The sequence below is a fragment of the Nocardia sp. NPDC006630 genome, assembly GCF_040611495.1.
Lineage (GTDB): Bacteria > Actinomycetota > Actinomycetes > Mycobacteriales > Mycobacteriaceae > Nocardia.
In genome coordinates, this window is the sequence record NZ_JBEXOK010000007.1 from 523,234 (window position 1) to 550,182 (window position 26,949).

Annotated in this window: 22 protein-coding genes; 12 read left to right on the forward strand and 10 right to left on the reverse strand. The window is 67.5% G+C overall.

Features of this window, described 5'->3' with window-relative positions; all coding sequences use genetic code 11:
* Positions 1 to 93: 93 nt before the first annotated feature.
* Positions 94 to 1,140 carry an SPFH domain-containing protein gene (locus ABZX86_RS23490; protein ID WP_355126718.1) on the reverse strand — a complete coding sequence of 349 codons (1,047 nt, stop codon included), beginning with the start codon at positions 1,138 to 1,140 and terminating at the stop codon, positions 94 to 96.
* A gap of 198 nt (positions 1,141 to 1,338) precedes the next feature.
* On the opposite strand from ABZX86_RS23490, the gene ABZX86_RS23495 reads away from it, so the two are divergent.
* A complete protein-coding gene (locus tag ABZX86_RS23495) occupies positions 1,339 to 2,868 on the forward strand; it encodes an amino acid permease (protein ID WP_355126720.1) in 1,530 nt (509 codons plus the stop codon).
* Positions 2,869 to 2,997: 129 nt separating this feature from the next.
* Positions 2,998 to 5,397 (forward strand): tetratricopeptide repeat protein, encoded by a 2,400-nt coding sequence (locus ABZX86_RS23500; protein ID WP_355126722.1) that lies wholly within the window; start codon positions 2,998 to 3,000, stop codon positions 5,395 to 5,397.
* Positions 5,398 to 5,404: 7 nt separating this feature from the next.
* Here ABZX86_RS23500 and ABZX86_RS23505 read toward each other — a convergent pair whose 3' ends face one another.
* On the reverse strand, positions 5,405 to 5,764 hold the full coding sequence (locus ABZX86_RS23505; RefSeq protein ID WP_355126724.1) for a DUF1707 domain-containing protein: 360 nt from the start codon (positions 5,762 to 5,764) through the stop codon (positions 5,405 to 5,407).
* Positions 5,765 to 5,968: 204 nt separating this feature from the next.
* Between ABZX86_RS23505 and ABZX86_RS23510 the strand changes: the two genes are divergently transcribed.
* From ABZX86_RS23510 to ABZX86_RS23525, 4 genes are all read left to right on the forward strand, one after another.
* Positions 5,969 to 6,703 carry a MerR family transcriptional regulator gene (locus ABZX86_RS23510; RefSeq protein WP_355126726.1) on the forward strand — a complete coding sequence of 245 codons (735 nt, stop codon included), beginning with the start codon at positions 5,969 to 5,971 and terminating at the stop codon, positions 6,701 to 6,703.
* A 139-nt stretch (positions 6,704 to 6,842) separates the two neighbouring features.
* Entirely contained in the window at positions 6,843 to 7,397 is a 555-nt protein-coding gene (locus tag ABZX86_RS23515) for a hypothetical protein (protein ID WP_355126728.1), read from the forward strand.
* A 179-nt stretch (positions 7,398 to 7,576) separates the two neighbouring features.
* Entirely contained in the window at positions 7,577 to 8,182 is a 606-nt protein-coding gene (locus ABZX86_RS23520; RefSeq protein ID WP_355126730.1) for a dihydrofolate reductase family protein, read from the forward strand.
* Positions 8,183 to 8,292: 110 nt separating this feature from the next.
* Entirely contained in the window at positions 8,293 to 10,785 is a 2,493-nt protein-coding gene (locus ABZX86_RS23525) for a LuxR C-terminal-related transcriptional regulator (protein ID WP_355126732.1), read from the forward strand.
* Positions 10,786 to 10,831: 46 nt separating this feature from the next.
* Here ABZX86_RS23525 and ABZX86_RS23530 read toward each other — a convergent pair whose 3' ends face one another.
* Complete coding sequence (locus tag ABZX86_RS23530; RefSeq protein WP_355126734.1) at positions 10,832 to 11,284, reverse strand: hypothetical protein; 453 nt, start codon at positions 11,282 to 11,284, stop codon at positions 10,832 to 10,834.
* Positions 11,285 to 11,543: 259 nt separating this feature from the next.
* Here ABZX86_RS23530 and ABZX86_RS23535 point away from each other — a divergent pair, with 259 nt between their 5' ends.
* A complete protein-coding gene (locus tag ABZX86_RS23535) occupies positions 11,544 to 12,251 on the forward strand; it encodes a GNAT family N-acetyltransferase (protein ID WP_355126736.1) in 708 nt (235 codons plus the stop codon).
* 19 nt (positions 12,252 to 12,270) lie between these two features.
* Positions 12,271 to 13,302, forward strand: a complete 1,032-nt coding sequence (locus tag ABZX86_RS23540) for an aldo/keto reductase (RefSeq protein WP_355126738.1) — start codon at positions 12,271 to 12,273, stop codon at positions 13,300 to 13,302.
* A gap of 61 nt (positions 13,303 to 13,363) precedes the next feature.
* Here the strand turns inward: ABZX86_RS23540 and ABZX86_RS23545 are convergent, their stop codons facing one another.
* From ABZX86_RS23545 to ABZX86_RS23565, 5 genes are all read right to left on the reverse strand, one after another.
* Complete coding sequence (locus tag ABZX86_RS23545) at positions 13,364 to 14,425, reverse strand: LLM class flavin-dependent oxidoreductase (protein WP_355126740.1); 1,062 nt, start codon at positions 14,423 to 14,425, stop codon at positions 13,364 to 13,366.
* Positions 14,426 to 14,526: 101 nt separating this feature from the next.
* On the reverse strand, positions 14,527 to 15,450 hold the full coding sequence (locus ABZX86_RS23550) for a TIGR03564 family F420-dependent LLM class oxidoreductase (protein WP_355126742.1): 924 nt from the start codon (positions 15,448 to 15,450) through the stop codon (positions 14,527 to 14,529).
* Between the two features lie 46 nt (positions 15,451 to 15,496).
* Entirely contained in the window at positions 15,497 to 16,537 is a 1,041-nt protein-coding gene (locus tag ABZX86_RS23555; protein ID WP_355126744.1) for an NAD(P)-dependent alcohol dehydrogenase, read from the reverse strand.
* 112 nt (positions 16,538 to 16,649) lie between these two features.
* Positions 16,650 to 18,254, reverse strand: coding sequence for an FAD-binding protein (locus ABZX86_RS23560; RefSeq protein ID WP_355126746.1), 1,605 nt, complete (start codon positions 18,252 to 18,254; stop codon positions 16,650 to 16,652).
* Between the two features lie 113 nt (positions 18,255 to 18,367).
* Positions 18,368 to 18,970 carry a TetR/AcrR family transcriptional regulator gene (locus ABZX86_RS23565; protein ID WP_355126748.1) on the reverse strand — a complete coding sequence of 201 codons (603 nt, stop codon included), beginning with the start codon at positions 18,968 to 18,970 and terminating at the stop codon, positions 18,368 to 18,370.
* Positions 18,971 to 19,118: 148 nt separating this feature from the next.
* Between ABZX86_RS23565 and ABZX86_RS23570 the strand changes: the two genes are divergently transcribed.
* The 3 genes from ABZX86_RS23570 (at position 19,119) to ABZX86_RS23580 (ending at position 23,818) form a co-directional block, all read left to right on the forward strand.
* Positions 19,119 to 19,970 carry an alpha/beta hydrolase gene (locus tag ABZX86_RS23570; RefSeq protein WP_355126750.1) on the forward strand — a complete coding sequence of 284 codons (852 nt, stop codon included), beginning with the start codon at positions 19,119 to 19,121 and terminating at the stop codon, positions 19,968 to 19,970.
* Entirely contained in the window at positions 19,967 to 22,348 is a 2,382-nt protein-coding gene (locus ABZX86_RS23575) for a glycoside hydrolase family 3 C-terminal domain-containing protein (protein ID WP_355126752.1), read from the forward strand. The genes ABZX86_RS23570 and ABZX86_RS23575 overlap by 4 nt, the downstream gene beginning before the upstream one ends.
* A gap of 234 nt (positions 22,349 to 22,582) precedes the next feature.
* Positions 22,583 to 23,818 (forward strand): MFS transporter, encoded by a 1,236-nt coding sequence (locus tag ABZX86_RS23580; RefSeq protein ID WP_355126754.1) that lies wholly within the window; start codon positions 22,583 to 22,585, stop codon positions 23,816 to 23,818.
* Here ABZX86_RS23580 and ABZX86_RS23585 read toward each other — a convergent pair.
* Positions 23,737 to 24,255: a MarR family transcriptional regulator gene (locus ABZX86_RS23585; RefSeq protein WP_355126756.1), complete on the reverse strand. Its 519-nt coding sequence runs from the start codon at positions 24,253 to 24,255 to the stop codon at positions 23,737 to 23,739. The two genes, ABZX86_RS23580 and ABZX86_RS23585, sit on opposite strands and share 82 nt — an antisense overlap.
* Before the next feature lie 88 nt (positions 24,256 to 24,343).
* Between ABZX86_RS23585 and ABZX86_RS23590 the strand changes: the two genes are divergently transcribed.
* The gene (locus ABZX86_RS23590; protein ID WP_355126758.1) at positions 24,344 to 25,909 is read left to right on the forward strand and encodes an MFS transporter; all 1,566 of its coding nucleotides are present in this window, start codon (positions 24,344 to 24,346) and stop codon (positions 25,907 to 25,909) included.
* On the opposite strand, the gene ABZX86_RS23595 is transcribed toward ABZX86_RS23590, so the two are convergent.
* The gene (locus tag ABZX86_RS23595; protein WP_355126760.1) at positions 25,883 to 26,938 is read right to left on the reverse strand and encodes a phosphatidylinositol-specific phospholipase C; all 1,056 of its coding nucleotides are present in this window, start codon (positions 26,936 to 26,938) and stop codon (positions 25,883 to 25,885) included. The genes ABZX86_RS23590 and ABZX86_RS23595 overlap by 27 nt on opposite strands.
* Between the last annotated feature and the right edge of the window lie 11 nt (positions 26,939 to 26,949).

Here is a 26,949-nt window from a genome sequence, read left to right on the forward strand (position 1 = left end):
CTGAAGCTGTCGACAACCCCTCACACGAGCGGTGTCGACAGCTTCGGATGTCCGGGCTTCTTGAAAGCTGGTAGCCGGTGGTGAGCGGCGTTATCAGGACGCAGAAGGATTTCCGCAGTTATGGCAGAACTTCGCAGTGCCCGGCAGTGACGCGGCGCAGTGCCGGCAGCGGTGTGCGGCGGCGAGTTCGGTGCCGCAGCTCATGCAGAATCGGGCGGCCGCCTGATTGTGGGTCCGGCACCCGGTGCAGACTCTCGGCGGTGCGGTGTCGGCGGGCGGCGCGGCCGATCGCGTCGTCCAGTTGTTCGCCTGCTGCTGGATGGCGCTCAATCCCATTGTGGCGCCGAGGAATCCGGTGTCGGTGACGCCGCGGGCCAGGCCCTGGCCCGCGCCGAGAGCCAGTTCACCCGCGGCATAGCGCTGGAAGTCGCCGGTGAGGCGGATGTAGGTGGTGTCCTTGGCGAGCCGTTTGAGACGGTCCGCGTCCTCGGGGGCGGGGGTGATGTCGAAATTGCCCATGCGGGTGATGCGCAGGCCGTATTCGTACAGGGTGAGGTTGGTCTGTCGCAGGACGGCCGTCTCGATCGCCTCCAGGTGTGCCGACAGGCCCAGCACCGGCCACTCGCCGCGTGAGATCCCCTGTGTGACAGCGATCTTCATGGATTTGAGCAGAAATTCGGCCGCCCAGCCCTGCAGGGTAGAGGGTGTGCCGAGGTCGGCGGTGCCGGCGAGGGTGGTGATCAGCTCCGCGGGATCACGCACCGACAGCGCGAACTCGCCGAAGGCGCGCAGGGTCAGCACCTGTTCGCTGACCGGATCGGCGATATCGGCCAGGCGCCCGCCGAATTTGAGGCCGGGGAACTCGCGGGTGGAGACGAAGTACAGCTCGGCCCGATAGAAATTGCCGCCGGTGAGGGTATCGACGAGGGCGCCCAGAATGGGCAGTTCGTCGGCGTCGATCCGGTGCCGCCCCGGTCCCATGGTGGCGATGAGCTGACCGGATTTGACGAACAGCGCGATCTCGTCGGCATTGACGACGGCGCGGCTGTAGCGCCGGATGCTGGGGTCGGGCCACTTGTAGATCAGCTGGTTCTTGTGCTGTTCCGGGACGGCGATGAACTCCCGTTCGAACCATGCCATGGTGCGCTCCCTCTGGTGAATGACCCACACAGTGTATCGCTAGATGACGGCACAACATCTGTGTAGCAGCTCCCCGCGCGCTTTATTCCAGGTCAGATCATGTTGCCTCTAGGTTAAACCTTCAAGACCTCTTGAATGGGCCGTTGTGCAGCGGTACATTATTCGCAGATATGATCGCCGTCACGTGAAAGGCTCACCATGACAACCGTTCGACCACCCGTGACGCCGGGGGACTCCCTGCACGACGAGGACGCGGGCTATCACAAAGCGCTGCGCCCGCGGCAGTTGCAGATGATCGCAATCGGCGGTGCCATCGGCACGGGCCTTTTCCTGGGTGCGGGCGGGCGGCTGGCCAGCGCCGGTCCGGGCCTGTTCCTCGTCTATGGAATCTGCGGGGTGTTCGTCTTCTTCGTCCTGCGGGCACTGGGTGAGCTGGTGCTGCATCGCCCCTCCTCCGGCTCGTTCGTCTCCTACGCCCGTGAGTTCTACGGGGAGAAGATGGCTTTCGCGGTGGGGTGGATGTACTTCTTCCACTGGTGCATGACCGGGATCGTAGATATCACCGCGGTGGCCACCTATATCCACTACTGGGAGGCGTTCCGATCGGTTCCGCAGTGGCTGATCGCCCTGATCGCGCTGGCGCTGGTGGTGAGCATCAATCTCATCTCGGTGCGCTGGTTCGGTGAGCTCGAGTTCTGGGCGGCCCTCATCAAGGTCGTCGCCCTGGTCGCCTTCCTGATCATCGGCACCGTATTCCTGGGCGGGCGTTTCACCGTCGCGGGCGGGCAGACCGGATTCGGTGTGATCTCCAGCCACGGCGGGCTGTTCCCGGTGGGCCTCGCGCCACTGGTGCTGGTCACCACGGGCGTCGTATTCGCCTACGCCGCAGTGGAATTGATCGGCACGGCGGCGGGGGAGACGGAGAACCCCGAGAAGATCATGCCCCGGGCCATCAATTCGGTGATCGCGCGGATCGCGGTGTTCTACGTCGGCTCGCTCGTATTGCTCGGCCTGCTGCTGCCGTACACCGCCTACAAGGCGGGGACCAGTCCGTTCGTCACCTTCTTCACGAAACTCGGTGTGCCGGGCGCTGGTTCGATCATGAACCTGGTGGTGCTCACCGCGGCGTTCTCGAGCCTCAATGCCGGCCTGTACTCGACCGGGCGGATTCTGCGGTCGATGTCCATGAACGGCAGTGCGCCCAGGCTGGCCTCGCGCATGTCGAGCACCGGCGTCCCGTACGTCGGCATTCTCGCCACCGGCACCATCGCCCTGCTGGGCGTCGTGCTCAATGCCCTGGTGCCCGACAAGGCCTTCGAAATCGTCTTGAACATGTCGGCATTGGGCACGGTCGCGTCGTGGGCGGCGATCGTGCTGTGTCAGCTGCAGCTGTGGCGCTGGTGGCGCCGGGGTCTGATGGAGCGGCCGTCGTTCCGCCTGATCGGCGCGCCCTACACCAGCATCGCGACGCTGGCCTTCCTCGCCGGAGTGGTGGCGCTCATGGCCTTCAGCAGCGATGACGTGCAGCGCGGCGCGGTGCTCTCGATGATCTTCGTCATGATCCCGGCGCTCGTCGGCGGCTGGTTCCTGGCCCGCAGGCGGGTCTTCCAGATGGCGCGGGACCGGCAGGGCTTCACCGGTCAGTTCCCCGTTGTTGTCGAGCGGCCGCCCCGGGTACACGACATCGTCGATGCCGCCCCGCTCCCCGACGAGTCCGATCACCACTAGATCGCCTGCCGCCCCGGATATTTCGTCCGGGGCGGCTTCCTTCTCACTGGGGGGAACAGTGCACGGCCGAACATCCGGCGCCGCCTCGATAATGGGAACTCGATTCTACGGCGGGTTCGAGAGGTTTCCATGCGGGAGCAACCCAGCGCATCCGAGCGTCCGAAGCCGCATCCCTGGGCGAATCGGCGGGCCCGTGGCACCGAGGTCCCGCAGCAGCGCCCGCATCCCTGGGCGACCCGCCGGACGCCCGCGGCCACACCCGGCACCGGCGCGGCCACACCCGGCACCGCCGCCGCACCGGTTCTCGTGCCCGAGTCCGATCCGCTCCTCGCCGCCGCGCTGGCCTTGGATCTCGATCTCGACTTCGAGGACGACGCCGATCTGGAATCGCCCTCCGCGCGCAACGGCCGATCCCGCCCGAGTGTGCGCCGTCTCGGCGCCGGCCTGGTGGAGCTACCCCGCGTGAAACCCCTGGATCCGCGCCAGGCGGTGCTGGCAGATCCGGAAGTGCCCGAGCCCAAACGCTTCTGCTGGAAGTGCGCTCGTCCGGTCGGGCGCCGCACCCCCGAGTCGCCGGGGGTGATCGCCGGGAAGTGCGAGCACTGCGGCGCACTGTTCAATTTCCGCCCGGCGCTGTGCCCGGGCGATCTCGTCGCCGACCAGTACGAGGTGCAGGGCTGTCTGGCGCACGGCGGGCTGGGCTGGGTCTACCTGGCGGTGGACCGCAATGTCAGTGATCGCTGGGTGGTGCTCAAGGGCCTGCAGAATCCGCTGGACTTCGAGGCGCACGTGGTGGCCCTCGCCGAACGCCAATTCCTTTCCGAGGTATCGCATCCCAGCATCGTCAAGATCTACAACTTCGTGAAGCACAAGGCCGGGCGCGATATTCCGGACGGCTATATCGTCATGGAGTACGTCGGCGGGCGCTCGCTCAAAGCGATGCTCGATCAGCGCGAGCGGGTTCGGCTGCCGGTCGCGGAGGCCGTCGCCTACGCCATGGAAATCCTTCCGGCACTGGACTATCTGCATTCCCTGGGCCTGGCGTACAACGACCTGAAGCCCGACAACATCATGGTCGGTGAGGACGAGGTCAAACTCATCGACCTGGGCGCGGTGGCCGCCATGGACTCCTTCGGGAGCATCTACGGCACCCCCGGTTATCAGGCACCGGAGATCACCGAGACCGGTCCGACGGTGCTGACCGATATCTACACGGTCGGCCGGACGCTCGCCGCCGTGGTGCTCGACCTGCCCCGAGACGACCAGGGCGATTACGTGTCCGGGATTCCGGACCCGGAGGACGAGCCGCTGCTGCGCCGGTATCCGGGGCTGTACCGCTTGCTGCGGCGCGCCACGCACCCGGATCCGCAGCGCCGCTTTCCCTCCGCGTACTCGATGTACTGCCAGCTGGTCGGCGTGCTCAAAATGGTGCTCACGGTCGACACCGGTGCGGAGCATCCGCACGAATCAGTCGAATTCGGGGCCCTGCGAGGCGATTTCGGTATCGACGCTCTCGTCTGCCGGACCGATGGGATCGTCGACGGCATCGACCGCCGGGCCGTACTGGATGTCTCGGAGATCGTCGCGGCGCTGCCGGTACCGCTCATCGACACCGAGGATCCGTGTGCTGATCTGCTGTCGGCAGTCCTGCATGCCGAGCCGGTGCACGCACTCGACATGCTCCGCCGGATCGACAGCCGTATTCTCGCCGGCGCCGTACAGGCGCCCGAATCCTATGAACTCGAGCGCGCATTGGCGGCGGCCCGCGCTCATCTCGATCTCGGCGGGACCGTATCGGCATGTGCATTGCTCGCGGAGCTGAAACCGCGCTACGGGGTGGACTGGCGTATCGAATGGTATGTCGGGGTCGCCGCACTGCTGGACGGCTACGCCGAGCGCGCGTACGGGCATTTCGACGCGGTCTACGCCATGCTCCCGGGTGAGCTGGGACCGCGGGTGGCATTGGCGGCCACGGCCGAACTCGTCCTGCAGGACCGGGCCGGCGGCGGTGATCCGGAGCGCTGGCAGCACGCCGCCCTGGAACACTATCGGACGGTGTGGCGGACCAATCACGGATTGGTCAGTGCGGCAGCGGGATTGGCGCGCCGACTGGTGTCCGTGGGCCGCAACCTCGACGCGGTCGCCGTGCTCGACCAGGTCCCGGCCACCTCACGCCATTTCGACGTGGCCTATCTGACGGGCAGCCTGCTCATGGTGTCCCGCGCTGCCGCCGATATCGCCGACGCCGATCTCGCGGCGGCCGCGACCCGCCTCGAGAACCTGTCGGAGGAACCGCGGGCATTGCAGCTGAAGGTCGTGGTGGTGGGGGCCGCGCTGGAATGCCTGCGCGGGGGCGGCCGCCCGGAACGCCCGGACGTCACCGTGCTCGGTTACCCGCTGACAGAGCGGGGCCTGCGGCTGGGACTCGAATCGTGCCTGCGGGCCGTGGCCCGGGCGGCGCCCGATCGCTTCCATCGTTATCGCCTGGTCGATCTCGCCAATCAGGTGCGGCCACGCACTCGCTGGTAGCCGCGGGCTATCGCGCGATGCGGACGTAGACCGGCACCACGACCGCCGCGCCCACGAGCAGCAGCCACCAGGCCCAATTGCCCGACGTCAGCGCGAGCACCACCGTGAAACTGAGGATCGCACCGATGATCACGGCCAGACGGGGCGCGATCGGATTGGCCGGCGCGGGCGGCGGCGGTGCGGCATAGGCGGGCAGATCGGTGAAGAGCCAGGCGAGTTGCTGCTTGGTGGTCGCCTCGATGGCCCGGTGGCAGCGTTCGTCGAATTGGGCAGCGTCGAGTCTGCCGATGACGAAGTGGCGCGTGAGCTCGTCCAGTGCGCGTTCGCGCTCCGCGGCGCTCAATCGGGCCTGCGCTGAATCGCTCATCGCGACAGCGTAGGCGCCTCGGCGATATCGCCGCCCGACCCGAATCACCAAGGGCGGGAAGGCAACGCCGCCGAAGACGGCAAATGAACGTTTGTCCTGGGCGGAAGCGAACGGCCTGGACAGTGGATCGCTCGTCGGCGGTACACCGTTAAATGTGACACCGGCTTATACAGAGAATCTGTTTCGGTGTGGTTTCCTGTACATATGGTAGGAGGGGTTGAGTACACGATCGACGAGCTTGCTCGCGCGGCCGGGACGACAGTGCGGAGCGTGCGCGTCTATCACGAACGGGGGGTGCTGCAGCCGCCGCAGGTGAAGGGCCGTACCGGGTACTACGGGCCGGAACATCTCAAGCGAGTGCACACCATCAGCAGGCTGCTCGATCGGGGCATCAAGCTCAACGGCATCAAGGAGTTGCTCGCGGCCTGGGACCGCGGCGACGATCTCGGTGATGTGCTGGGAGTCGGAGATCCGGGTGAACCCGGCGCGGTGAGTGTGGCGGCCGGCGACACCATCTCGGCGGCCGAACTGCAGGAGTACTTCGGATCCGCACCGAACGGCCTGGCGCGCGTAGTCGCCGCTGGCGTCTATGAGCCAGTCGATGCGGCGACCTATCGGGTTGCGGATCGGGAGCTGGCCCGGTTCGTCGACCAGCTGACGGCCGTCGGCGTATCCGCCGCCGACGCACTGACCGAATTGGAGAAGCTGCGCGCCGATTGCGATCGAATGGCTCGCCGCGTCGCGGATCTGATCCATCGCACGGCCTGGGAGTCGTATCGGAACTCCGATCGGACCGTGGCGGATACCGCCGAACTCGCCGAGAGTGTCGGCGTCCTCCGCTCGGCGCCGATCCCGGCGGTGGCCGGAGTGCTGCCCCGGCTGATCGCCCGGTCGGTCGAGCAGGATGTGGAACTCACCGAGGCCCTCGGGAACCCCTGAGGCACAAGGCTTCCGCTTCCCAGGGGTGAGGATACTTCATACAACGTACCGTTGATCAGCGGTACATTGACGGCGTACTCAGAGGCGCCGTCGCTGTATCGACGTTGGCGCCCGGCGCGAACGATCAATGGAGACGTCGATGAATATCGGGAACACTCCCCGCCCCGGCACCCACGATCCTTCCCGTACTCGCTGGTGGCGGCGCTGGGCGGGCGGCGCTGCCGTACTGGCGGTCATCGCCTCCGCGGGAGCGGCGGGGGTGGCTCTGGCCCCGGAGGCCGCCGCCGGTACCCCGGGCTGCCTGTGGAGCGGCGCTCAATTCCGGCAGGACGGAACGGTTTACGCCGGTGGTCTGTCATTCACCTGTCGCCGCAACGAGATCGGAGCATCGTACTGGTCCCATGAGTGGGCTCCGGGGCAGATGAGTTCGGTGGCGAGCCCCGGCACGGGTTACCCGATCGGTTCCTTCTCCCCGGGCGCCTGGCAGCCGGGTTCGGATTACAACGACTACTGCGTCGGCGACCAGCTGGTCGAGGGAACCGATGCGGTGTACGAACTGCGGGCCGACGCGACGGGTTTCCTGTCCTGGCATGCCGTTGCGAGCATCGCGCAGTGGGACTTCACGGTGAGCTCTCCGCATCCGCTGCCGACCCGGCGGTCCGCGAGTCTGTGCATCGACGGCGTCCTCTCCTGACGCTGGTCGCGAATGCCTCAGGTGGGGTTGCTGTTTGATTGCGGAGGGTGCGTGAACGGCTCGGGCGAGCACCCCTGCGCGGACCTACTTAGGTAGGTCCGCGCGAACCTACCGATTGCGCATTTGCGCCAGCACTGTCGACAATCTCACTCTGATCCGGCGTCGAGAGCGAGTAAGAGATGGCACGTGTGACCCTGTGGATGCAGATGTCCCTCGACGGTTTCGCCGAGGGCGCGGACGAGCGGGTGCACTGGCCGGTGGTGGACGAGGAGCTGTACTCCTCGATGCTGGATGAGCTACGGGCGGCCGAGGCGTTCCTGTACGGGCGCAAGACCTACGAGATCATGTCGTCGTTCTGGCCGACCGCTGACGGCGATCCGGCGATCTCGCAATTCTATATCGACTTCGCCGGCTGCTGGAAAGCGAAACCCAAGGTCGTATTCTCACGGTCCCTCGATCGAACGGACTGGAATACCAAGGTGATTCGGCGCCGCGCGGTCGAGGAGATGGTCGCATTGCGAGAGGGGACCGACGGCCACCTGATCGTGTTCGGCGGTATCGAGACGGCCGCAATGTTCATGACGCACAACCTGATCGACGAATATCGGCTGTTCGTGCACCCGCTGGTGCTCGGCGCCGGGGTGCCGCTGTTTCCCCCGGCCTTCGATACGTCCGAGCTGCAGCTGGCGAGCGTGACGGCCTTCGACAGTGCGGTGGTCATGATGCACTATCGGCGAGAGTGCGCCGGCGTGCGGCCGCGGGCGCAGCGAACGCTGGCATCTTAGCGTAGATCGAGCCGCCCGGTCGCCCGGTTCGCTGCTTGTGGCTTCCGGCGAATCATCTACTGGGCCAAGGCCCTCCGTCTGTCCCGGCAATGCGCTAGCCTGCCGAGACTATGTCGGGTTTTGGCACCGTTCAGATGTACGCCACCGGGAGTTTTCTCGGGCGGCGCCGTGAATTGACGCGGATCGGCGATTTGCTGGATCGCAATGCCCGGCTGCTCACCCTCATCGGACCGGGTGGCATCGGCAAGACGCGACTGGCCGCCCGGGCTCTGGTCGAGGCGCACCGGAGCCTGGGCCTGCCCGTGTTCTGGGTGTCTCTCGCAGAGCTGCCCGCGGGCGCCGATATCGAGGATCTGGTGGAGTCCGCGACCCGGGTCGACTCCTGGGCCGCCGAGCGCCGGGACGGCATGCTCACCACCGTTCTCAGCGGCGACCCCGCCGTGCGCCGAATCCTGGTGATGGACAACTGCGAGCACGTGCTCGACAGCGCCCGTGCCGTGATCGCCCGGTTGATCGAGGGATTCCCGGGCTTGACCATCGTGGCCACCAGTCGTGAGCCGATCGGATGGGACGACGAGTACATCGTGACGGTGCCGCCGCTGTCGGCCGGGCAGTCGGTCGAATTGTTCTGCGGGCGAGCCGATCTCCTGGAGCGGCCCATCGGGAACGGCTCCGACCAGATGGCCGTGGTCGAGCAGATCTGCCGGCACGTCGACAACAACCCGCTGTTCATCCGGCTGGCGGCGGCCCGCCTGCGATTCCATCCGCCCGCGATGGTGCTGCGCGAGCTCAGTGGCGATCCGGCCGATAAGCGCCTGCACTGGTCGCGCGGCCAGGTGGTGAGCGCGGACCCGCGCCACCGCGGCGTATACGACGTCATCGCCTGGTCATTCGAATTGTGCAGTGCGCCCGAGCAACTCCTGCTCGAGCGCATGTCGATCTTCGCCGCCGGTTATGTCACCGGCGAGCAGTCGCTGCGCAATGGCGCCGAACTCGACGGTGTCATCGCGGTGTGCGCCGACGAGCGGCTGCCCGCGGCGCAGATCCCGGCGCTGGTCGAGCGATTGGCCGAGCGGTCACTGGTATCGATGCATCTGGAGCCGACCACCATGCGGTGGTATCTGGTGGAGAGCGTGCGCGTATTCGCCTGCGAGCGGTTGCGGCGCGAGAACCCGGACGACGCGGCGCGTACCGTGATCCGGCACCGGCACTATTTCCGCGACAAAATCGTTGCGGGACAATACGTCTGGAACAAGCCGCAGGAGCGGACCTGGCTCGACGGTGCGCAGGCGTCCTGGGGTGACGTGCTGATGTGCATCGAGAGCGGCTTGGCCGATCCGGACGAGGCGGTCGTGAGTCTGGAGATACTCGCGACCCTGCTGTGGATGTGGGTCCCCTTCGTCACTTTCGGCGGCACCGCGCTCATGCGTGTCACCGACCGCGTCTTGGAGGTCACGCGCCGTCTCGATCCGCCGCCCTCCGGTCTGCGCACCCGGGCGGTGGCCGTGATGGCCTGGATCGCGCTGTGGGAAGGGCGCAGCGCTGAGGCGATGCGGCTGCTGGACCAGTGTGTCGAGGTGACACGGCCGAGTCCGCTGGGCGCCTGGCGCGAGGCCGGTGAGGATCTCGTCCTGGTGCCGGCCGCCGAATGGCTGTGGGGCATCGAACTGCTACTGCTGCACCGGGATCCGCGCGCCATCCCGGCGCTGAGTCGCGCCTACCGGAAGTTCGCGGCCGTCCGTGATCCGGTAGGTGAGGAGGTCAGCGCGATGCTGGTCGCCATGGCCGCGGCGTTCATCGGTACCGAGGCGCAGGCGCTGGACCACACCGAGCGATACACCGTGCGGGCCAGTGCGGCCGGATCCACTCTCTCCTACGGCTGGGCGCTGCTCGCGCGGTCGGTCGCGCTGGCCAAGCACGGCCGGGCCGACGAGGCGATGGTGATGTCGTACGAGGTCCTCGAACAACATCTGCTCGAGGGCGATATGTGGGCGGCGACCTGGGCCGTGGGCGCCCGGATCGCGGCGACGACGGCACAGCTCGCGCAGCAGTTGGTCGAGGGGAAAACCGAGGCCGCGCAATTGAATACCGCGGCCACGCGGGTGGCCCGGCTGATCGGCGCGCTGCGCGTCAGCCACGATGCCATGGGGCTGGTGGTCGACAGCATTCCGCTCATCGTGGGGGAGATACAGCCCGCCGCGATGGTGGCGGAGGCGGTGCTGGGCGCTGCCGCCTACGCGGCGGCGGAAGCCGAGGGCGCCACGGTGCGACCGGAGTTCGCCGAATTGCGGCGTTTCGGGCTGAATCCGGAGCACGAATCCTGCGCCGCCGTGGTTGTACCCTCCCGCTGGAATGCGTTGTCACCGGCGGAAAGTGATGTGGCGATGTACGCCGCGGCCGGATGGTCGAACAGTGCCATCGCCCGGGCTCGGCACAGTTCGACGCGGACCGTCGACGCGCAACTGGTGAGCATCCGGCAGAAGTTGGTCATCGCCTCCCGCACGGAGATCATCCGGCAGGTACCGGCGGAACTGGCCGACCGCGTGCGGACCGCCGCGGAGCGCCGCCCGGACGCGCCGGCGCTCCGAGCTTCGCGAGACTGATGTTCCGGGCCTCGCGCGAGTGATGTTCCGGGCTTCGCGAGAGTGATCAGTGCTCGCCGCACTCCGGGGATATCTCGCAGCCCTGCGCGCGGTGGCTCGTGCTGTCCGGCGAATAACTCGGCGCCCCGGCCACCGTGCGATCCCCGACACGCCGATTGTCGGTATTGCCGTCCTGAGGTAACCGGTAGTAGTGCCCGTAGCCCCAGCCGGCGCCGTCGTCGTTGAAACCGCTGGTGGCGCCCGCCCGCGGCGAGCGGCCGCCGTTAGTGGTGCTACCGCTCGTGGTGCCGTGCCCGCCGCTCGTGGTGCTGCGTCCGCCGGGTGCATTGTGTGTCCCGCCCCCGTTGTGCGTGCCCCCGCCCCCATTGTGGGTGCCGCCGGAGGAGGAACCCCCAGGCGCGGCAAGAGCTTCGGGTGCGATCGATACGGTCGCGGCGGTCAAGGCACAGGCGAGCAGGGAGGCGGCGACGAACTTCCGCGCGGGATGGGTGAGAGACATGATGATGGTCCTTGTGTGCGATAGGTAGTTGTGACACGACCGGCGCGGGGGATCCGCGTACTGAACGTGCCGTTGACTAACGGTACATCGAAATACGTGTCATCGTTCGTGTCGCACTGTTCCCATGGTTGACAAGGCCTGCTGCGCTTTTCGGAACGCGACATCGCCCTGCGTCGAAATCGCGGTGAGTGCAACCGATGCCCGAGTTGGTGCGCCTCGCTAACGTTCACTGGTCGGACGCTTAGCGGAGGAGTGTGCATTGACCACGGAGTCGACCATCGACGTCGATACCTCGTTGCACCCGCTCGACGACCCCGTGCGGGCGTCGTTGCGTGGGGAGCACAGGCGGTTCGCCCACTGGGTGGGTGAGATCGGGCGGTACGACCCGGAGGTCGCCCGGTTTGTCGGGCATCCGCCGGTGCTGGAGGAGCAGGACTGGGCTGATCTGGCTGAGGTGGTCGGGCCTGGCGGGGTGACCGCGCTGCGCGGGCACGGTCATGTGCTGCCGGAGGGCTGGTCGCTGCTGGATCAGTTCGGGTCGGTGCAGATGGACGGCACCGGGCTCGAGGTCGCCGCCGATCCGGAGCTCGAGGTGCTCACCGCGGCGGATGTGCCCGAGGTACTGGAGTTGATCGCGCGTACCGAGCCGGGCCCGTTCGCGCCGCGGACCATCGAGATGGGGACGTATCTGGGTCTGCGGGTGGACGGCCGATTGGTGGCGATGGCGGGGGAGCGTATGCATCCGCCGGGCTGGACCGAGATCAGTGCCGTCTGCACCGATGCCGAATTCCGGGGGCGGGGTCTGGCCAGTCGGCTGGTCCGGGCCGTCGGCGCGGGGATTCGGGCGCGTGGTGAGACGCCGTTCCTGCATGCCGTCGCGCACAACACGACGGCGATCAGTCTCTACGAAACGCTGGGATTCACTCTCCGCAAGCGCGGGCAGCTGACCCTGGTCCAGGCACCCTGACACGGAAGCGAAATCACCGATGAGCCACGGCCCCTTCGAACTGACCTACGCCGCCGCACCGGATCGGTACCAGCGGATCCCTTACCGCCGCACCGGAAACTCCGGCCTCGATCTGCCCGCCTTCTCCTTCGGCCTGTGGCAGAAGTTCGGCACCGATTACGCGTTCGCGACGCAGCGCGAGATCATCCTGCACGCCTTCGATTTGGGCATCACCCATTTCGACAATGCCGACCGCTACGGCCCGCCGCATCGCGCCGCGCAGCAGACGTTCGGCAGGGTGCTAGCCAAGGATCTCGCGCCTTATCGGGACGAACTCATCCTCTCGACCAAGGCGGGCAACCCCATTGGCCCGAGCCCGTATCTGCGGGGCGGGTCGCGTAAGTCGATTCTGACCTCGCTCGAGCACAGCCTGCGCGATCTGGGCACCGATTATGTCGATATCTTCTATCACCACAGTCCGGATCTCGAGACGCCGCTGGAGGAGTCGGTCGGCGCGCTGGTCAGCGCGGTGCAGCAGGGCAAGGCGCTGTACGTCGGCATTTCCAACTACCAGCCCGATCGTGCCCATGCGGCGGCCGAGCTGCTGCGGCAGGCGGGCGTCCCGCTGCTCATCGATCAGGCCCGGTATTCGATCTACGATCGCCGTCCGGAGCGAAATGGCCTGCTGGACGCTGCCGTACAGGACGGCTTCGGCCTGATCGTGTATTCGCCGCTGGCGCAGGGGCTGCTGACCGACAAGTACCTGGAGTCGATTCCGGTCGGCGCGCGGGCGCGCAACAGCACCTTCCTGTCGCCGGACGTGATCGACGAGACCTACCGGCGGCGCACCGCCGAGCTCAATAAGATCGCCGAGGCGCGCGGGCAGTCACTCGCCCAGCTGGCGCTGCAGTGGGTGCTGCGGCGGCCGGAGGTCACCTCCGCGCTGATCGGCGCGAGCTCGACCGCGCAGCTCGATCACAATATCGCCGCGCTGAACTTCCCGGAGCTCACGGCGGACGAACTCGCGCTCATCGAGGAGCACGGCGTGCACGGCACCGGCCTCGCACTGTAGATCCACCGGAACGAATGAGAGGGGTTGGGAGCTGAGCTCCCAACCCCTCTGTGGCACTTGTCTATTCGTGCAGCAGCGGCAGCAGCTGGTTGCCCTGCCGTTCGATCTCCGTCAGGTACGGGGTGTCGGACAGTACGAAGTGCGTGATTCCCAGGTCACGGTACTTGCGCAGCGATTTGGCGACGTCCTCGGCGGAGCCGACCAGCCAGGTGGTGCCGGCGCCACCGCCGCCGAACCGGCCGGGTGCGGTGTAGAGATTGTCGTCGAGCACATCCCCGCGGGCGGCCAGATCGAGCAGCCGCTGCTGTCCCACGGCGGCGCTGCGCAGCGGATCGCGCAGCGCGCCTTCGGTGCTGGCCATCCGCGCCACCTTCGCCTCCGCGTCCGCCCAGGCCTGCTCGGTGGTGTCCCGGACGAAAGTGGTTATCCGCAGCCCGAATTCGAGCGGCGGGTGTTCGCGCCCGAGTTCGGCGCTCAGTGCCCGCAGGCGTTCGATCCGCTCACGCACGCCGTCGAGCGGCTCGCCCCAGAACAGCTGGACGTCGGCCTCGGTGGCGGCGACCCGTTCGGCCGCCTCGGAAGCGCCGCCGAAGTACAGCTTCGGGTGCAGCCGGTCCCCGCGCGGGGTGATGCGCGGTACGACCGTGGAGTCGGTCACCTGATAGTGCTCGCCGCGGTAGGTGACGTTCTCCTGCGTCCAGAGTTTGCGGATGAGCTGGAGGAACTCCTTGGTCCGGCCGTACCGCTGCGCCTGATCCTCCTCGGCCGCACCGTAGGCCCCGAGATTGTCCTTCCCGGACACGATATTGACGCGCACCCGCCCGCCGGACAGCTGATCGAGAGTCGCTGCGGCGGTGGCGAAGTGGGCGGGCTGCCAGTATCCGGGCCGAATCGCGACCAGTGGTTCGAAGCTCGTGGTCCGGGCGGCCAGGGCGGTGGCGACGGTGAGCGTGTCCGGCCGGCCCCAGCCGGTGCCGATCAGCGCCCCCTTCCAGCCGTGCTCCTCGAGGGCTTCGGCCTGCGCGCTGAGGGTTTCCAGGCTGTTGTGATCGGTCGTGACCGGCTCGCCGCGGTGCCCCGGGGTGACCTGATTCGGGATGTACCAAAGGAATTCGAGACTCACCTCGAAAGTATCGACCTCGCCCGTGGCCGCGGCCCCGGCCCGGCGCCCGCCATCCGGTCAGGAAATGCGCCTGACCAGCAGCGGATCACAAGGCTGAGACATTAATTCGTCGAGATTCCAGCAGCCAGCTCACCGAGCAGCTTCCAGGTCCGCCGCTGATCGTCCGGACCGGCCAGATCGGTGCTGGTGAGCACGACCTCGGTGGCCCCGGCCTCGAAATAGCGCCGGATCTGGGCGGCGACGGTCTCCTCGTCGCCGATCACGGCCAGGTCCGCCGCCCGGGTCGCGCCCTCGAGTTCGATGACCCGGGTGTAGGAGGGCACCTGGTCGTAGAACGAGAGCTGCCGCACCGCCTCGGCGCGCGCCGCCTCCACATGGGCGGTGACCACCGCCGGTACGAACGCGACAATGCGCGGCGGTGTCGAGGACGCCTTGGTGATGGCCGGAACAATGTGCTCGCCGAGGGTTTTCGGGCCCGCCAGATACGGCAGCGTGCCGTCGGCGAGTTCGCCGGTCACCCGCAGCGACTGCGCCCCCATGGCCGCGACCAGCACCGGTACCCGCGGCTGCGCGCCCGGGAGGGCGGTGGGCATCGGGGGAGTGGCGGTGAGCAGTTCACCGTGGAAGTCGGCCGTCCCGGTATCGAGCAATTCCCGCAGCGCGGTGAGGAATTCGCGCAGGCGGGCGATGGGCCGATCGAACGGCAAGCCGAAAGCGCCTGCGGCAAAGCTGGATCCGACCGCCAGCCCCAGGTGATAACGCCCATGTGTGGCCGCCTGCGTGGTCTGGGCCTGTGCGGAGACCAGCAGCGGATGACGGCCGACCACCGGAATCGCCGAGGTGCCCACCTGTAGCTGCGGCACCTCCCGGCCCACAATGGCGGCCAGAGCGGCCGAGTCGTAATCCATCCGCTGGCCGAACCACACCGATCGCACCCCCGCCTGCGCCGCTTCGCGCGCCGCGAGCACGATCGCATCGACATAGTTCGTGGTATTCGCCTGGGCGAGAGCTATTCCGAGGTTCACGACCCAGTGCAACCACACGCGATCGCACGATGTTCCGGCTTCGCGCTTACGAATTGGGCAGGATCACCGCACGACCATCGATCGTGCCCGCGTGCAATCGCTCATAGGCCAGGGGCGCTTCGTCGATGCCGAAGATCTCCACGTGCACCTCGACCTCACCGCCGCGGGCGATCTCGAGGACCTCGATCAGTTCCGCCCGAGTGCCCCAGTACGGGGCCGTCACCGCGGTTTCGTAAGGGAGCGAACCGAATCCGACGGGTACCGAGCCACCGCCGATTCCCACGATGGTGAGATCGGATTCCACGCCCGCGCAGGCGGCCGCAATGGATGCGGTGGGCGGCGCACCGACGAAGTCCAGCACCACCTCGGCGCCGCGTCCGCCGGTGAGCGCCTTGACCTTCTCCGGTGCGGTGGAATCGGAGAGGAGCGTTTCGTGCGCACCGACGCGGCGTGCGAGGTCGAGTTTGTCCTCGGACACATCCAGGGCGATGACGCGGGTTGCCGTCATCGCGCGCAGCAGCTGAATGGCCACATGGCCCAGGCCGCCCGCGCCGATCACCACGGTGGTGCTGCCCGGAATCAGTTTGGGCACAGACCTTTTGATCGCGTGATAGGGCGTGAGCCCGGCATCGGTGAGTGGCACGCTGCGCACCGGATCGAGATCGCCGAGCGGCACCAGGTGGCGCGCATTGTCGACGATCATGTACTCCGCCATCGCGCCCGGCGCACCCAGACCCGGCGGGAAGATCTTCAGCTCGGTGGCGCGCAGGCAGTAGTTCTCCTTGCCCTCCGCGCATTTGTGGCACGCACCGCATCCCCACGGCCCGTACACGGCCATCATGTCGCCGACCCGGACGCCCTCCACACCGGATCCGAGCGCGGCCACGGTGCCCGCACCTTCGTGACCGAGGGTGAGCGGCAGCGGGAATCGAATGGCCTCGGCCGGCAGGCTCATCACCATGACGTCGGAGTGGCAGACCCCGGCGGCCGCGACCTTCAGCAGCACCTGACCCGGCCCGGGCTCCGGATCGGGCACGGTGACCACTTCGGGCTTGCCGCCCACGGTCCGATATTGCACAGCCTTCATGCCAACCTCCGTTCAGAAAACCTCTCGGAAGAGCTGCCGGTGTGTCCGCAAACCGAAGGCTACTCCGGTGCGCGGGGCCTGCGAATGCTGGTGTGTGCAGGCCCCGCTCAGCTCAGCGAGTGCTCAGCGCCTGCACGGCGTGCGCGCCGGCCCGGCGGCCGGAAAAGACGCAGTCAGCCAGGGAGAGTCCGCTGACGTAGGAGTTGGAGCAGACGCCGACCGCTGCCCGGCCCGCCGCGTACAGGCCGGGAATGGTGCCGCCGTCGGTCGTGCGCACCGCGCCGGTGTCCTCATCGACCAGCAGCCCGCCCAGGGTGAGCATCGGCATCGGATAGGTCAGCTTGGCCTTGAAGGAGATGTCGAGGAGCTGGAACGGCCCGCTGCGCAGCGGGCGGCGAATATCGGCCGGTTTGCCCATCGGATCGGGCAGATTCTCCTCGATCGCACGATTGTGCGCGTCCACGGTTTTGCGCAGCGCCGCCGGTTCGATGCCCGCGCGGGCCGCGACATCCTCGATCGACTTACCGGTGATCGGGTTCAGCCGCATGAGCCGTTCGGCCTGCATGCGCTGGAACCACACCGACTGCGGCCCGATCTGCCTGCGGGATTCGGTGACCAGTTCCGAATCCAGCAGCAGCCAGGCCCGATTGCCGGGGCTGGTGGCGATCGCCGCGCCCATGGCCGCGCCGTAGCGGGATTCGTCGATCATGCGCTGGCCGTTGGCATCCACCGCGATCGAGCCGAAGAACGCACTCGGCGGCGCGATGAACCGCCAGGTCGACATGGCATCCATTTTGCCGGTGGCCGCGCCGATCGCCTCGGCCATGGTGATGCCGCTGCCGTCGTCGCCGGCGGTGCCGAGCGGCAGGCCCTCGGCCCACGGGTAGGCGGGGGCGTGGCGTGCGACCATCGCGCCATTGGCAATGAACCCGCCGGTGCTGAGAATGACGCCGGACCGCGCCTCGATGCGCACCGGCACACCGTAGCGGCGCTCCATCCGATCGAGTTGCGACTGCACGAGTTGCCGCAAACCCGGGTGGTACACACCGGGTTTCGCGGAGATCTTGGCCAGCGCCGTGAATCGCTTCAGCACCGCCTCGGAGGCGCCGGCGAGGGTGATGGCCTCCACGCCGACCACGCGGCCGTCCTCGACCACGAGTCCGGTTGCGCGGGTGGCGGTTTGGGTCCGCACCCCGTGCTTCGCCGCGGAGACCGCCAGCGGCCCGAACAGCTTCTTGCCCGAGACGCCCCGCCCGTGTGCGCGATGCCCGCGCTGCCGCGGCTTCGCCAATTCCCGGAAACCGCCGGAGTTTTCGCTGCCGGAGTAGTACAGGTAGTGCTCATCGGTCGGGTACGAGGTCTTGTACGGGCACAGCGACGGCTGGAAAGGCACACCGTGCCCGGTCAGCCAGTCGATCATGGCCGCCGAGCCCTCGCAGAATCGGCGCAGCGTCTGCTCGCTCACCGCATCGCCGACCTCGGCGCGCAGATAGGCGAGCATATTGTCGACATCGTCCTCGACACCCGCTGCGCGCTGCACCCAGGTGCCGCCGCCGGCGTACACGATGCCGCCGGACAGCGCGGTCGCGCCGCCGCCGATGAACCGGTCGAGGGCCAGTACGTCCGCGCCGGATTCGCGCGCGGCCAGTGCTGCGGCGACGCCCGCGCCGCCGTAGCCGACCACCACGACATCGGCCGAAGAATCCCAGGTCCGCACCTTTGCGACCACCTTCCAGAACGAAGAACGCCCACCCCATGACAAGCGAGGCGAACTATAACGCGTTCTAGTTCACGATGCTATCGGAGGACGGGGCCGCGAGACAGGCCCGATCAGGCCGAGATCTGTGCGATGAGCCCGTCGATATAGGCGCGGAACAGGTGCGCCATATCGACGCTGTCGGGTTCGAGCAGCCATTGCAGTTGCAGGCCGTCCATCATGGCGAAGGTCTGGCGGGCGACGGCCCGGGTGTCCACATCGGTGCGGATGGTGCCGTCGGCAATGCCGTCGTCGAGCGCGCCCGCGAGCGCGGTCTCGAAGGTGCGATACCGGTTCACCACCCAATCGCGCGCCGGATGGTCCGTGGTGACCGCCTCGCTGGTGACCACGGTGAAGAGCCGGACCAGTCCCGGTACGTGCATATTGTGTTCGACGAGCACGGCCAGTCGTTCCAGTGCGTCTTTGCCGCGAAGTTGCCGACTGAAGCCGAGGCGGTCGTAGTCGAGCCGGTCGCGATAGTCCAGAACTGCGGCCAGCAGTGCCGCCTTGTTCGGAAAGTAGTGCAGCAGACCGGGTTGCGAGAGCCCGCAGCGCGCGGCGATCTCGGCGATGGACGCGCCGTGATAACCATTGTCGGCGAAGGCCTTCAGAGCTTCGTCGATGATCTGCTCGCGGCGGTCCTCGCTCCGTCGCCGGCGTTGGGGGTGCGGGGCCATGAGCAGCGACACTAGTCGCGGCGCCAGGAGCTGCGACGACAGGTCAGATAACAAAATAGTCACAGTACCGAGTGAGCACTCGGTAAGTGGGTTATCCGCTGGCAGACTCGGGGCGAGCCGTACAGGGCCGTACGAGGAAGGACAGCCGATGACTCAGGGCACCGAAGCACCGATCGAATCGATCACGCTGCAGGGCGGAGCGGGCACGCTCGCCGGATGGGAGACCACTCCGCCGAGCGGCGCCGAGAATCGCGGCACGGTAGTGCTGGTGCCGGGGTTCACCGGCTCCAAAGAGGACTTCGAGTACATGCTCCCGCTGCTGGCCGCGGCCGGTTATCGCGCGGTCGCCTACGACCAGCGCGGGCAGTGGCAGTCCGATGGTCCGGACGATATCGCCGGGTACACGATGGACGACTTCACCGCTGACCTGCTCGCCGTTGTCGACCAGGTCTCCCCGGATGCGCCGGTCCACCTCGTCGGCCATTCCTTCGGCGGCTATGTCTCGCGCGTCGCGGTGGTCGCCCGGCCCGAGCGCTTCCGCAGCTTCACCCTGCTGGCCTCCGGGCCGTCCTCGGTCGAGGACATCAAGTTCCCGCCGCCGCAGGCCGTCGCGCAAATCGTGGAAACCGCTGGGCAGGAAGCGATCTGGCAGCAGATGAGCGCCGCCATGACCGCGGCCGGGCAGCCCCCGTCGCCCGAGCGCATGCAGTTCCTGCATCAGCGCATTCTGCAGACCAAGAAGGCCAATATCCTCGGCATCCTCGAGAATATGGAGGCGCCGCCGCTGGCCGATCCCACCGCCCTGCGTGATGCCGGTGTGCCGCTGCTGGTCGCCTACGGCGACACGAACGACCTCTGGGACCCCAGCGTCCACGAGAAGTTCGCGCAGCAGTTGCACGCTAGGACCGCGGTGTATCCGGGCTCCGGGCACGTGCCCAATGAGACCGTTCCCGATCGCGTGTCGGCGGATCTGGTGAACTTCTGGGAGGAACTGGCATGAACGACGTCATCGACGACCTGCTCGCCAAGCTGGATCTGGCGGCCAAGGTCCGGCTCATCTCCGGCTCGGGCGTCTTCCGCTTCGCCGGTGATACCAGCATCGGCCTGGCCGAAATGCCGGTGTCGGACGGCCCGACCGGTGTGCGCGGTGAACTCTGGGACGAACGCGACCCCTCGGTGAGCCTGCCCTCGGGTACCGCGCTGGCCGCGACCTGGGACCGCGCTCTGCTCGGCCGCATCGGCGGGCTCATCGCCGCCGAGGCCCGGCGCAAGGATGTCTACGCGGTCCTCGGGCCGACCATGAATCTGCACCGATCCCCGCTGGGCGGCAGGCATTTCGAATGCTTCTCCGAGGATCCGATGCTCACCGCCGAGATCGCGGCGGCCTATGTGGACGCGGTGCAGGCGCACGGTGTGAGCGCCTGCCCGAAGCACTACGTGGCCAATGACTCCGAGACCGAACGCTTCACGGCTGATGTCATCGCCGACGAGCGCACGCTGCGTGAGCTGTACCTGTACCCGTTCGAGCGGGCGGTGCAGGCGGGCACGTGGATGATCATGGATTCCTACAACTCGGTCAACGGCACCACCATGACCGAGAACGCCCTGCTGGACGAGCCTTTGAAGGGCGAGTGGGGTTATGACGGTGTGGTGGTGTCGGACTGGACCGCGGTGCGTTCCACCGCCGGCGCCGCCAAGGGCACCGATATCGCCATGCCCGGCCCCTGGGAGCTGTGGGGCGCGCCCCTGATCGAGGCGGTGCGCACGGGCGAGGTGCCCGAGTCGGCCATCGATGAAAAGGTGCGCCGCATACTGCGTTTCGCCATTCGTGTCGGCGCGCTGAACGGAACCCCGCAGCAGCCACCGGCGTTCACCGACGAAGCCGCTCAGCACCTGGTGCGGGAGGCAGCGGCCCAGGCCATGGTGCTGGCCACCAATGACGGCACCCTGCCGCTGGGCAAGCCCGCGCAGGTCGCCCTGCTGGGTGCGGCCGCGACCGAGCCCCGCTTCATGGGCGGCGGTAGCGCCACAGTCATTCCGGCGCATACGACTTCGCCGCTGGAGGGCCTGTCCGCGGTCCTGCCGGTGCAGTACACGCCGGGTGTGCACCTCAATGACCATATGATCGCGGTCCCGCTGGACCTGGTCACCGATCCGGAGACCGGCACCGCCGGTTTGTCGCTGCGCTACCTCGACGGTGACAAGGTCCTCGATACCGAGCACCGCACCGCGGGCGGCCTCATGCTCTTCGGCAATGCGAATGCCATGGCGGCCAAGTCCTTCGAACTGCGCGGCACACTGCGCGTCGATACCGCGGGGGAGTGGCGGATCGGTTTCGCCGGTGTGGGCAAGCTGCGCCTGGATATCGACGGCGAGACCGTGCTCACCGAGACCGTCATGCCCGACGGCGCCGATCCGGTGGAGATGCTGCTGAATCCGCCGCAGCGCTGGGTGACGCGCACGCTGGCCGAGGGTGATGAGCTGGAGGTGCTCATCGAGCTGGCCCCGGTGCTGGATTCGGGTCTGCCCGCCATGGGTCTCACCTTCGCGGTCGGCCGCCCGCGCCGCGCCGCCGACGAAGAGTTCGCCGCCGCAGTGGAATTGGCCCGCACCTCCGAGGTCGCGGTGGTCGTGGTCGGTACCACCGAGCAGATCGAATCCGAGGGTTTCGACCGCAAGGATCTGCGCCTGCCCGGCCGTCAGGACGAACTGGTGGCCGCGGTCGCCGCGGTGAATCCGCGCACCATCGTGGTGGTGAATTCCGGTTCGCCCGTGGAGATGCCGTGGCGTGACGATGTCGCCGCCGTGCTGCTGACCTGGTTCCCCGGCCAGGAATTCGGTTCGGCCCTGGCCGATGTGCTCACCGGTGCGGCCGAACCCGGTGGTCGCCTGCCCACCACCTGGCCCAAGGTGCTGGCCGATGTGCCGGTGGTCGATACCAAGCCCGCCGCCGACAATTCGCTGCCCTACACCGAGGGCATTCATATCGGCTACCGTGCCTGGCTGAAATCCGGTGTGGCGCCGGCCTATCCGTTCGGGCACGGCCTCGGCTACACCACCTGGGAACTGTCGGACGTGACCGTGACCGGCCACACCGCGACGGTCACCGTCCGCAATACCGGTGACCGGACCGGCCGCCAGGTCGTGCAGGCCTACCTGTCCCGCACCGGCAGCACCGTGGATCGCCCGGTGCGCTGGCTCTCCGGCTTCGACCTCGTCGAGGCCGCCGCCGGTGAAACCGTCACCGCCACCATCGATCTGCCGGAGCGTTCGTTCCAGCACTGGACCGATCAGGGCTGGGCCGTCGAACCCGGCGCGTTCACCCTGCACATCGGCACCTCGGTCGAAAATCTGCCCCTCACCGCCCAGATCTCCTGACCTACAGTTTCCGGTCAGCACCCGCAGGTGCGAACCGGAACCACCCCGTCATCCCGGCATGCTTGTGGCCGGGATCCACCCCACCCGCTGACACCCAGTGAGTACGGATCCCGGCCACAACCGGGCCGGGATGACGAGGGATATCCGTCCCAACGATGGGCGGGTGTCGGACGGCACGGTCGCAAGAGCTGCGAATCCTTTATCCACTTTCACTCGTACACTTTGGATTTCACCGTGGCTCACTCTGACGCCGATACCTCCCTCGCTGGGAACTCCGCTACCGCCGGTGCTCCCACCAAGGGCTTGCTGCCCCTGCTGTTTCTCGGCAATGCGGCCATGTACGCGATGTATTCCGGCGTCGGCGGTGTGCTGCTGCCACTGCAGGTCGAACATATCGACGCGGCCGACAAGGTCGCCAATCTCGGTCTGGTAGCGGGTATTTCGGCGATCTTCGCCACGATCTTCAACCCCGTCGCAGGTGCGCTGTCGGATCGATCCGGCCGCCGCAACCCCTGGATTCTCGGTGGCGGTCTGGCCGCGATCGCGGCCATGGCGCTGCTCGGCAGCGTGAATACCGTGCTGCTGGTGACCATTGCCTGGTGTGTGGGTCAGGCGGTCATGAACATCTATCAGGCGGCCATCACCTCGGTGGTTCCGGACCGGGTGCCGCTGGCACGTCGTGGAGTCGCTTCTGCGGCAGTGGGTCTCGGCCTGCCGTTCGGAACGGTGGCCGGTGTCGGCCTGGCCTCGGCCTTCGGCTACCGCACCGGCTACCTCGTGCTCGGGGTGTTCGTCGCGGCGGCCGCCGTCATCTTCACCGCCGGTGCGCGCGAGCAGCGTATGCCCGCCAAAAAGGCGGCGTCCCTGCGCGATCAGGGCCGCGCCTTCCTGAGCGTGTTGCGGGAGCACGACTTCCGCTGGGCCTTCATCGGCCGTTTCCTGCTGGTCCTCGGCTATTTCTCGGTTGTCGGCTACCAGCTCTACATTCTGCAGGACCATATCTCCCTGCCCGGCGGCTTGAAGCCGTCGACCGCGGTGGCGGTGCTGACGGGCATTTCGGCTGTGGGCATGACGATTTCGACGGTGGTCGGCGGTGTGCTCTCCGACCGCTTCAACCGCCGCAAGCTCTTCGTCGGGCTGTCCGCGGGCATTGCGGCTGCCGCACAGCTGATTCCGGTCATCACCCCGACCTGGCCGGGCATGCTGGCGTTCGCGGCCGTCAACGGTGTGGCGTTCGGCTGCTATATGGCGGTCGATACCGCCCTGGTCACCATGGTGCTGCCGAAGGCGGAGGACGCCGCCCGCGATATGGGCGTGCTGAATATCGCGAACGCGGCCCCGCAGATCCTCGGCCCGTTTGTCGCCTCGGCGGTGGTCAGCCTGGGCGGTTACGCTCCGCTCTTCCTCTTCGGCGGGGTGCTGTCGGTACTCGGCGCACTCGCCGTCGCACCCATTCGCTCGGTGCGCTGACCGGTTTCGGCGCAGGCCTCGGCCAGCCCCTCCAGCCAATCGCGAATCGCCGCCTGCTGCTCGGGCGTGAACCGCGCCTCCAACTCGGCCTCCCGGGCGGCGACCGCAATGCGCGCCGCTGCCAACCGCTTTCGCCCTGATTCGGTGACATGAATCTGGTGGGTGCGCCGATCGGTGGGATGCGGACTGCGTTCGATCAGGCCCTCCGCTTCCAGTCCGCCGAGCATTTCATTGGCGGCCTGCCGGGAGCTGGCCACCTCGCGGGCAATGTCCGCGACCGAGAGCCCGGGGTGCGATTCGGTCATCATGAGCGTCGCGTACTGCGAGGTCGAGAGCCCGAAAGCCTTGAGCTCCTCGCCGATTGCCGCGCGCATGGTCAGCCAGACCGTGCGGACCATGAAGGTCAGTGAACCGCCCTCGCCGCGATAGGAACCCACCGTCCAGCCTTCCTCAGAGATTGACAGGTTCCTGACGATTCTGCATCCTTAGATCGTCAGGTTCCTACCAATCGTACCGAAGGTGCCCATGACCACGCCTGCGACGCTGCCGAAATCCCGGCAGCGGCTGATTCTCGCCGTACTCCTGCTCTCGTCATTCCTGATCTGGATGGACAACACCATCCTCGGCATTACCGCCGAAACCCTCGCCGACCCGGTCCGCGGCCTCGGCGCCACCCTCTCCCAGCTGCAATGGGCCACCGGTTCCTACACCCTGGTCTTCGCCGCCCTGATGTTCACCGCGGGCGCGCTCGGTGACCGTTTCGGGCACCGGACCGTCCTGACCATCGGCATGGCGACCTTCGCGGCCGCCTCGGTGTGGGCGGCCTTCGCCGGCGATGCCGAGGAGCTGATCCTCGCGCGCGCCGCCATGGGCGTCGGCAGCGCGATGATCATGCCCGCCACCATGGCGATCCTCACCTGGACCTTCACCGGGCCCGCGCGCAATACCGCCATCGGCATCTCCTCGGCCTCGGCCGGTGTGGGATTGGCGGCGGGCCCGCTGATCGCCGGCGTGCTGCTCGACCACTTCTGGTGGGGCTCGGTGTTTCTCATCAATGTCCCGGCCGTGGCGCTCGCCCTGATCGGAATCATCGCCCTGGTCCCGCAGTTCCGCAGTCCCACCGAGCGTCCGCTCGATCCCGCCGGATTCGTGCTGTCGATCAGCGGCCTCGGCGCACTGGCCTACGGCCTGATCCGTGCGGGGCAGGTGGCCTCGTGGACCCCGCTCGATGTATGGGCCCCGATCGTCTCCGGAGCGGCGCTGCTGACCGCCTTCGTGATTGTCGAATTGCGTATGCGGCAGCCCAGTTTCGATCCCCGGCTGCTCGCGGGCCGGATCTTCGGCGGCGGTAATGCGGCCCTGTGCCTGCTGCTGTTCGCCATGACCGCCGCCGGTTTCTACGGTGCGTTCTATCTGCAAGGCGCACGGGGCTTTTCACCGCTGGAGGCCGGTGTTGCCAGCTCCCCGGCCGCGTTCGGTGCGATGATCGGCGGTCCGCTCGGCATTCGCCTGGTGCGCCGCTGGACGATTCGCCCGGTGACCGCGACGGCGGTGACCGTCGCGGCGCTGGCCATGGGCAGTTTCGCCTTGTTCGGACTGCATACCCCGCTGATCTGGAACGAGATAGTGCTTGCGGTGCAGGGTATTTCGATCGGCGTCGTCATGGGTTCGGTCACCGCCGCCCTGATGAACACCCTCCCGCTGGAACGCGTCGGCGCCGGATCCGCGGTCACCAATACCGTGCGCCAGACCGGCAGTGTGCTCGGAATCGCGGTGGGCGGCACCATCATGTCCATCACCTACCGGCAGGCGATCGACGGTTCGCTGCGGGATGTGCCCGGTCCGGTGCGGGATCAGGCGCGGGTGTCCGCCGAACAGGCCCGGCATATCGCCGCCACCCTCGGGCGGCCCGATCTCGCTCATGCCGCGGACGGGGCCTTCATCCATGCCATGCACGTCGGCTCGGTCTGGACCATGGTGATCGCCCTCGCCGGAGCCGCCGTACTGGCAATCACCATGCGCCCCAGTCGAACTCCCGCCGCACCGGCTCCGGAGCCCGTGCGGTCAGAGGAAGTTCTTCTCCAGCAGTAGTCCGAGCACATTCGGGAACAGATCCGGAAAGTCCATGGGGACAATGCCGTAGTGACCGGCCTGGGTGCGGTGCGCGGTCAGATAGCGCTCCACCTGCGGCATGATCGCATCGGCATTGTCCCTGGGCCAGGCATTGTCGGAATAGCTGGTGAAGTTGATGTACATCAGCGAGTTGTTGCTGTCGGCGGCCGCCTTGTCGAAGCAGCTACTGACATAGGAGAACTTGTCGCCACCGGACGACCCGACATCGGCCGAGCCGGTGCCGCCGATCGTCTTCCCGCCGCCGAATGATCCTGTGCCACCGGCGGATCCGGAGTCGATGCCCATCAGGCCGTTGGCCTTGTAATGGTCCTGGAGGCAGAAGTAATTGTTCGACAGATTCCCATTGTCGCCGCTGGGCCACTGCAGCGCGGGCAGCTGATTGCCGAACTGCGCGATCAGCACGATCCGCCCGCGCGCCTCACCGAGCGTCGGCACGTGGTCGCCGATCCAGAACAGCGGCCGGTACCCCTTGACGTCGAGATAGCCGTCGAAGATCTGCTCGAAGTTGCCCCCGACGTCATTGTCGGTGCCGTCCTCCTTCTTGACCCGCATGACGATGACCTCACCGGGATTGCGGGCCAGGAAGTTTCGGCAGGCATCGAGCACCCCGTCGAAGGTGATGCCCTGGTACGCCGCCGAGTGATACACCCCGAACGAATCGCTCGTATGGTCCTGCAGGCCGTTGAGGCGCATATCCAGGAAGCGGATGCCCTGCTGGAATTGATCGGCCAGCGCCCAGTTCTGGGTCTGCGCCCAGGGTGTGCCGTGCAGCGCGTTGGTGCAGCAGGAGTCGTGGGTGCCCGGAATCGTCAGCCGCAGTAGGGAAGTGCTGTCGGGCAGTGCGCCCATCCAGGCCTGCGGGGCGCCCACGCCGCGCCGCAGCGGCAACGGTGTGGCTTGGGCGCCGGTAGCGGTCAGCCCGGCCACGGCGGCCCCGGCGGTCGCGGCGACGGCGGTGCGCACGAATTCTCGGCGAGTCAGTCTCATCAGGTCCCTCG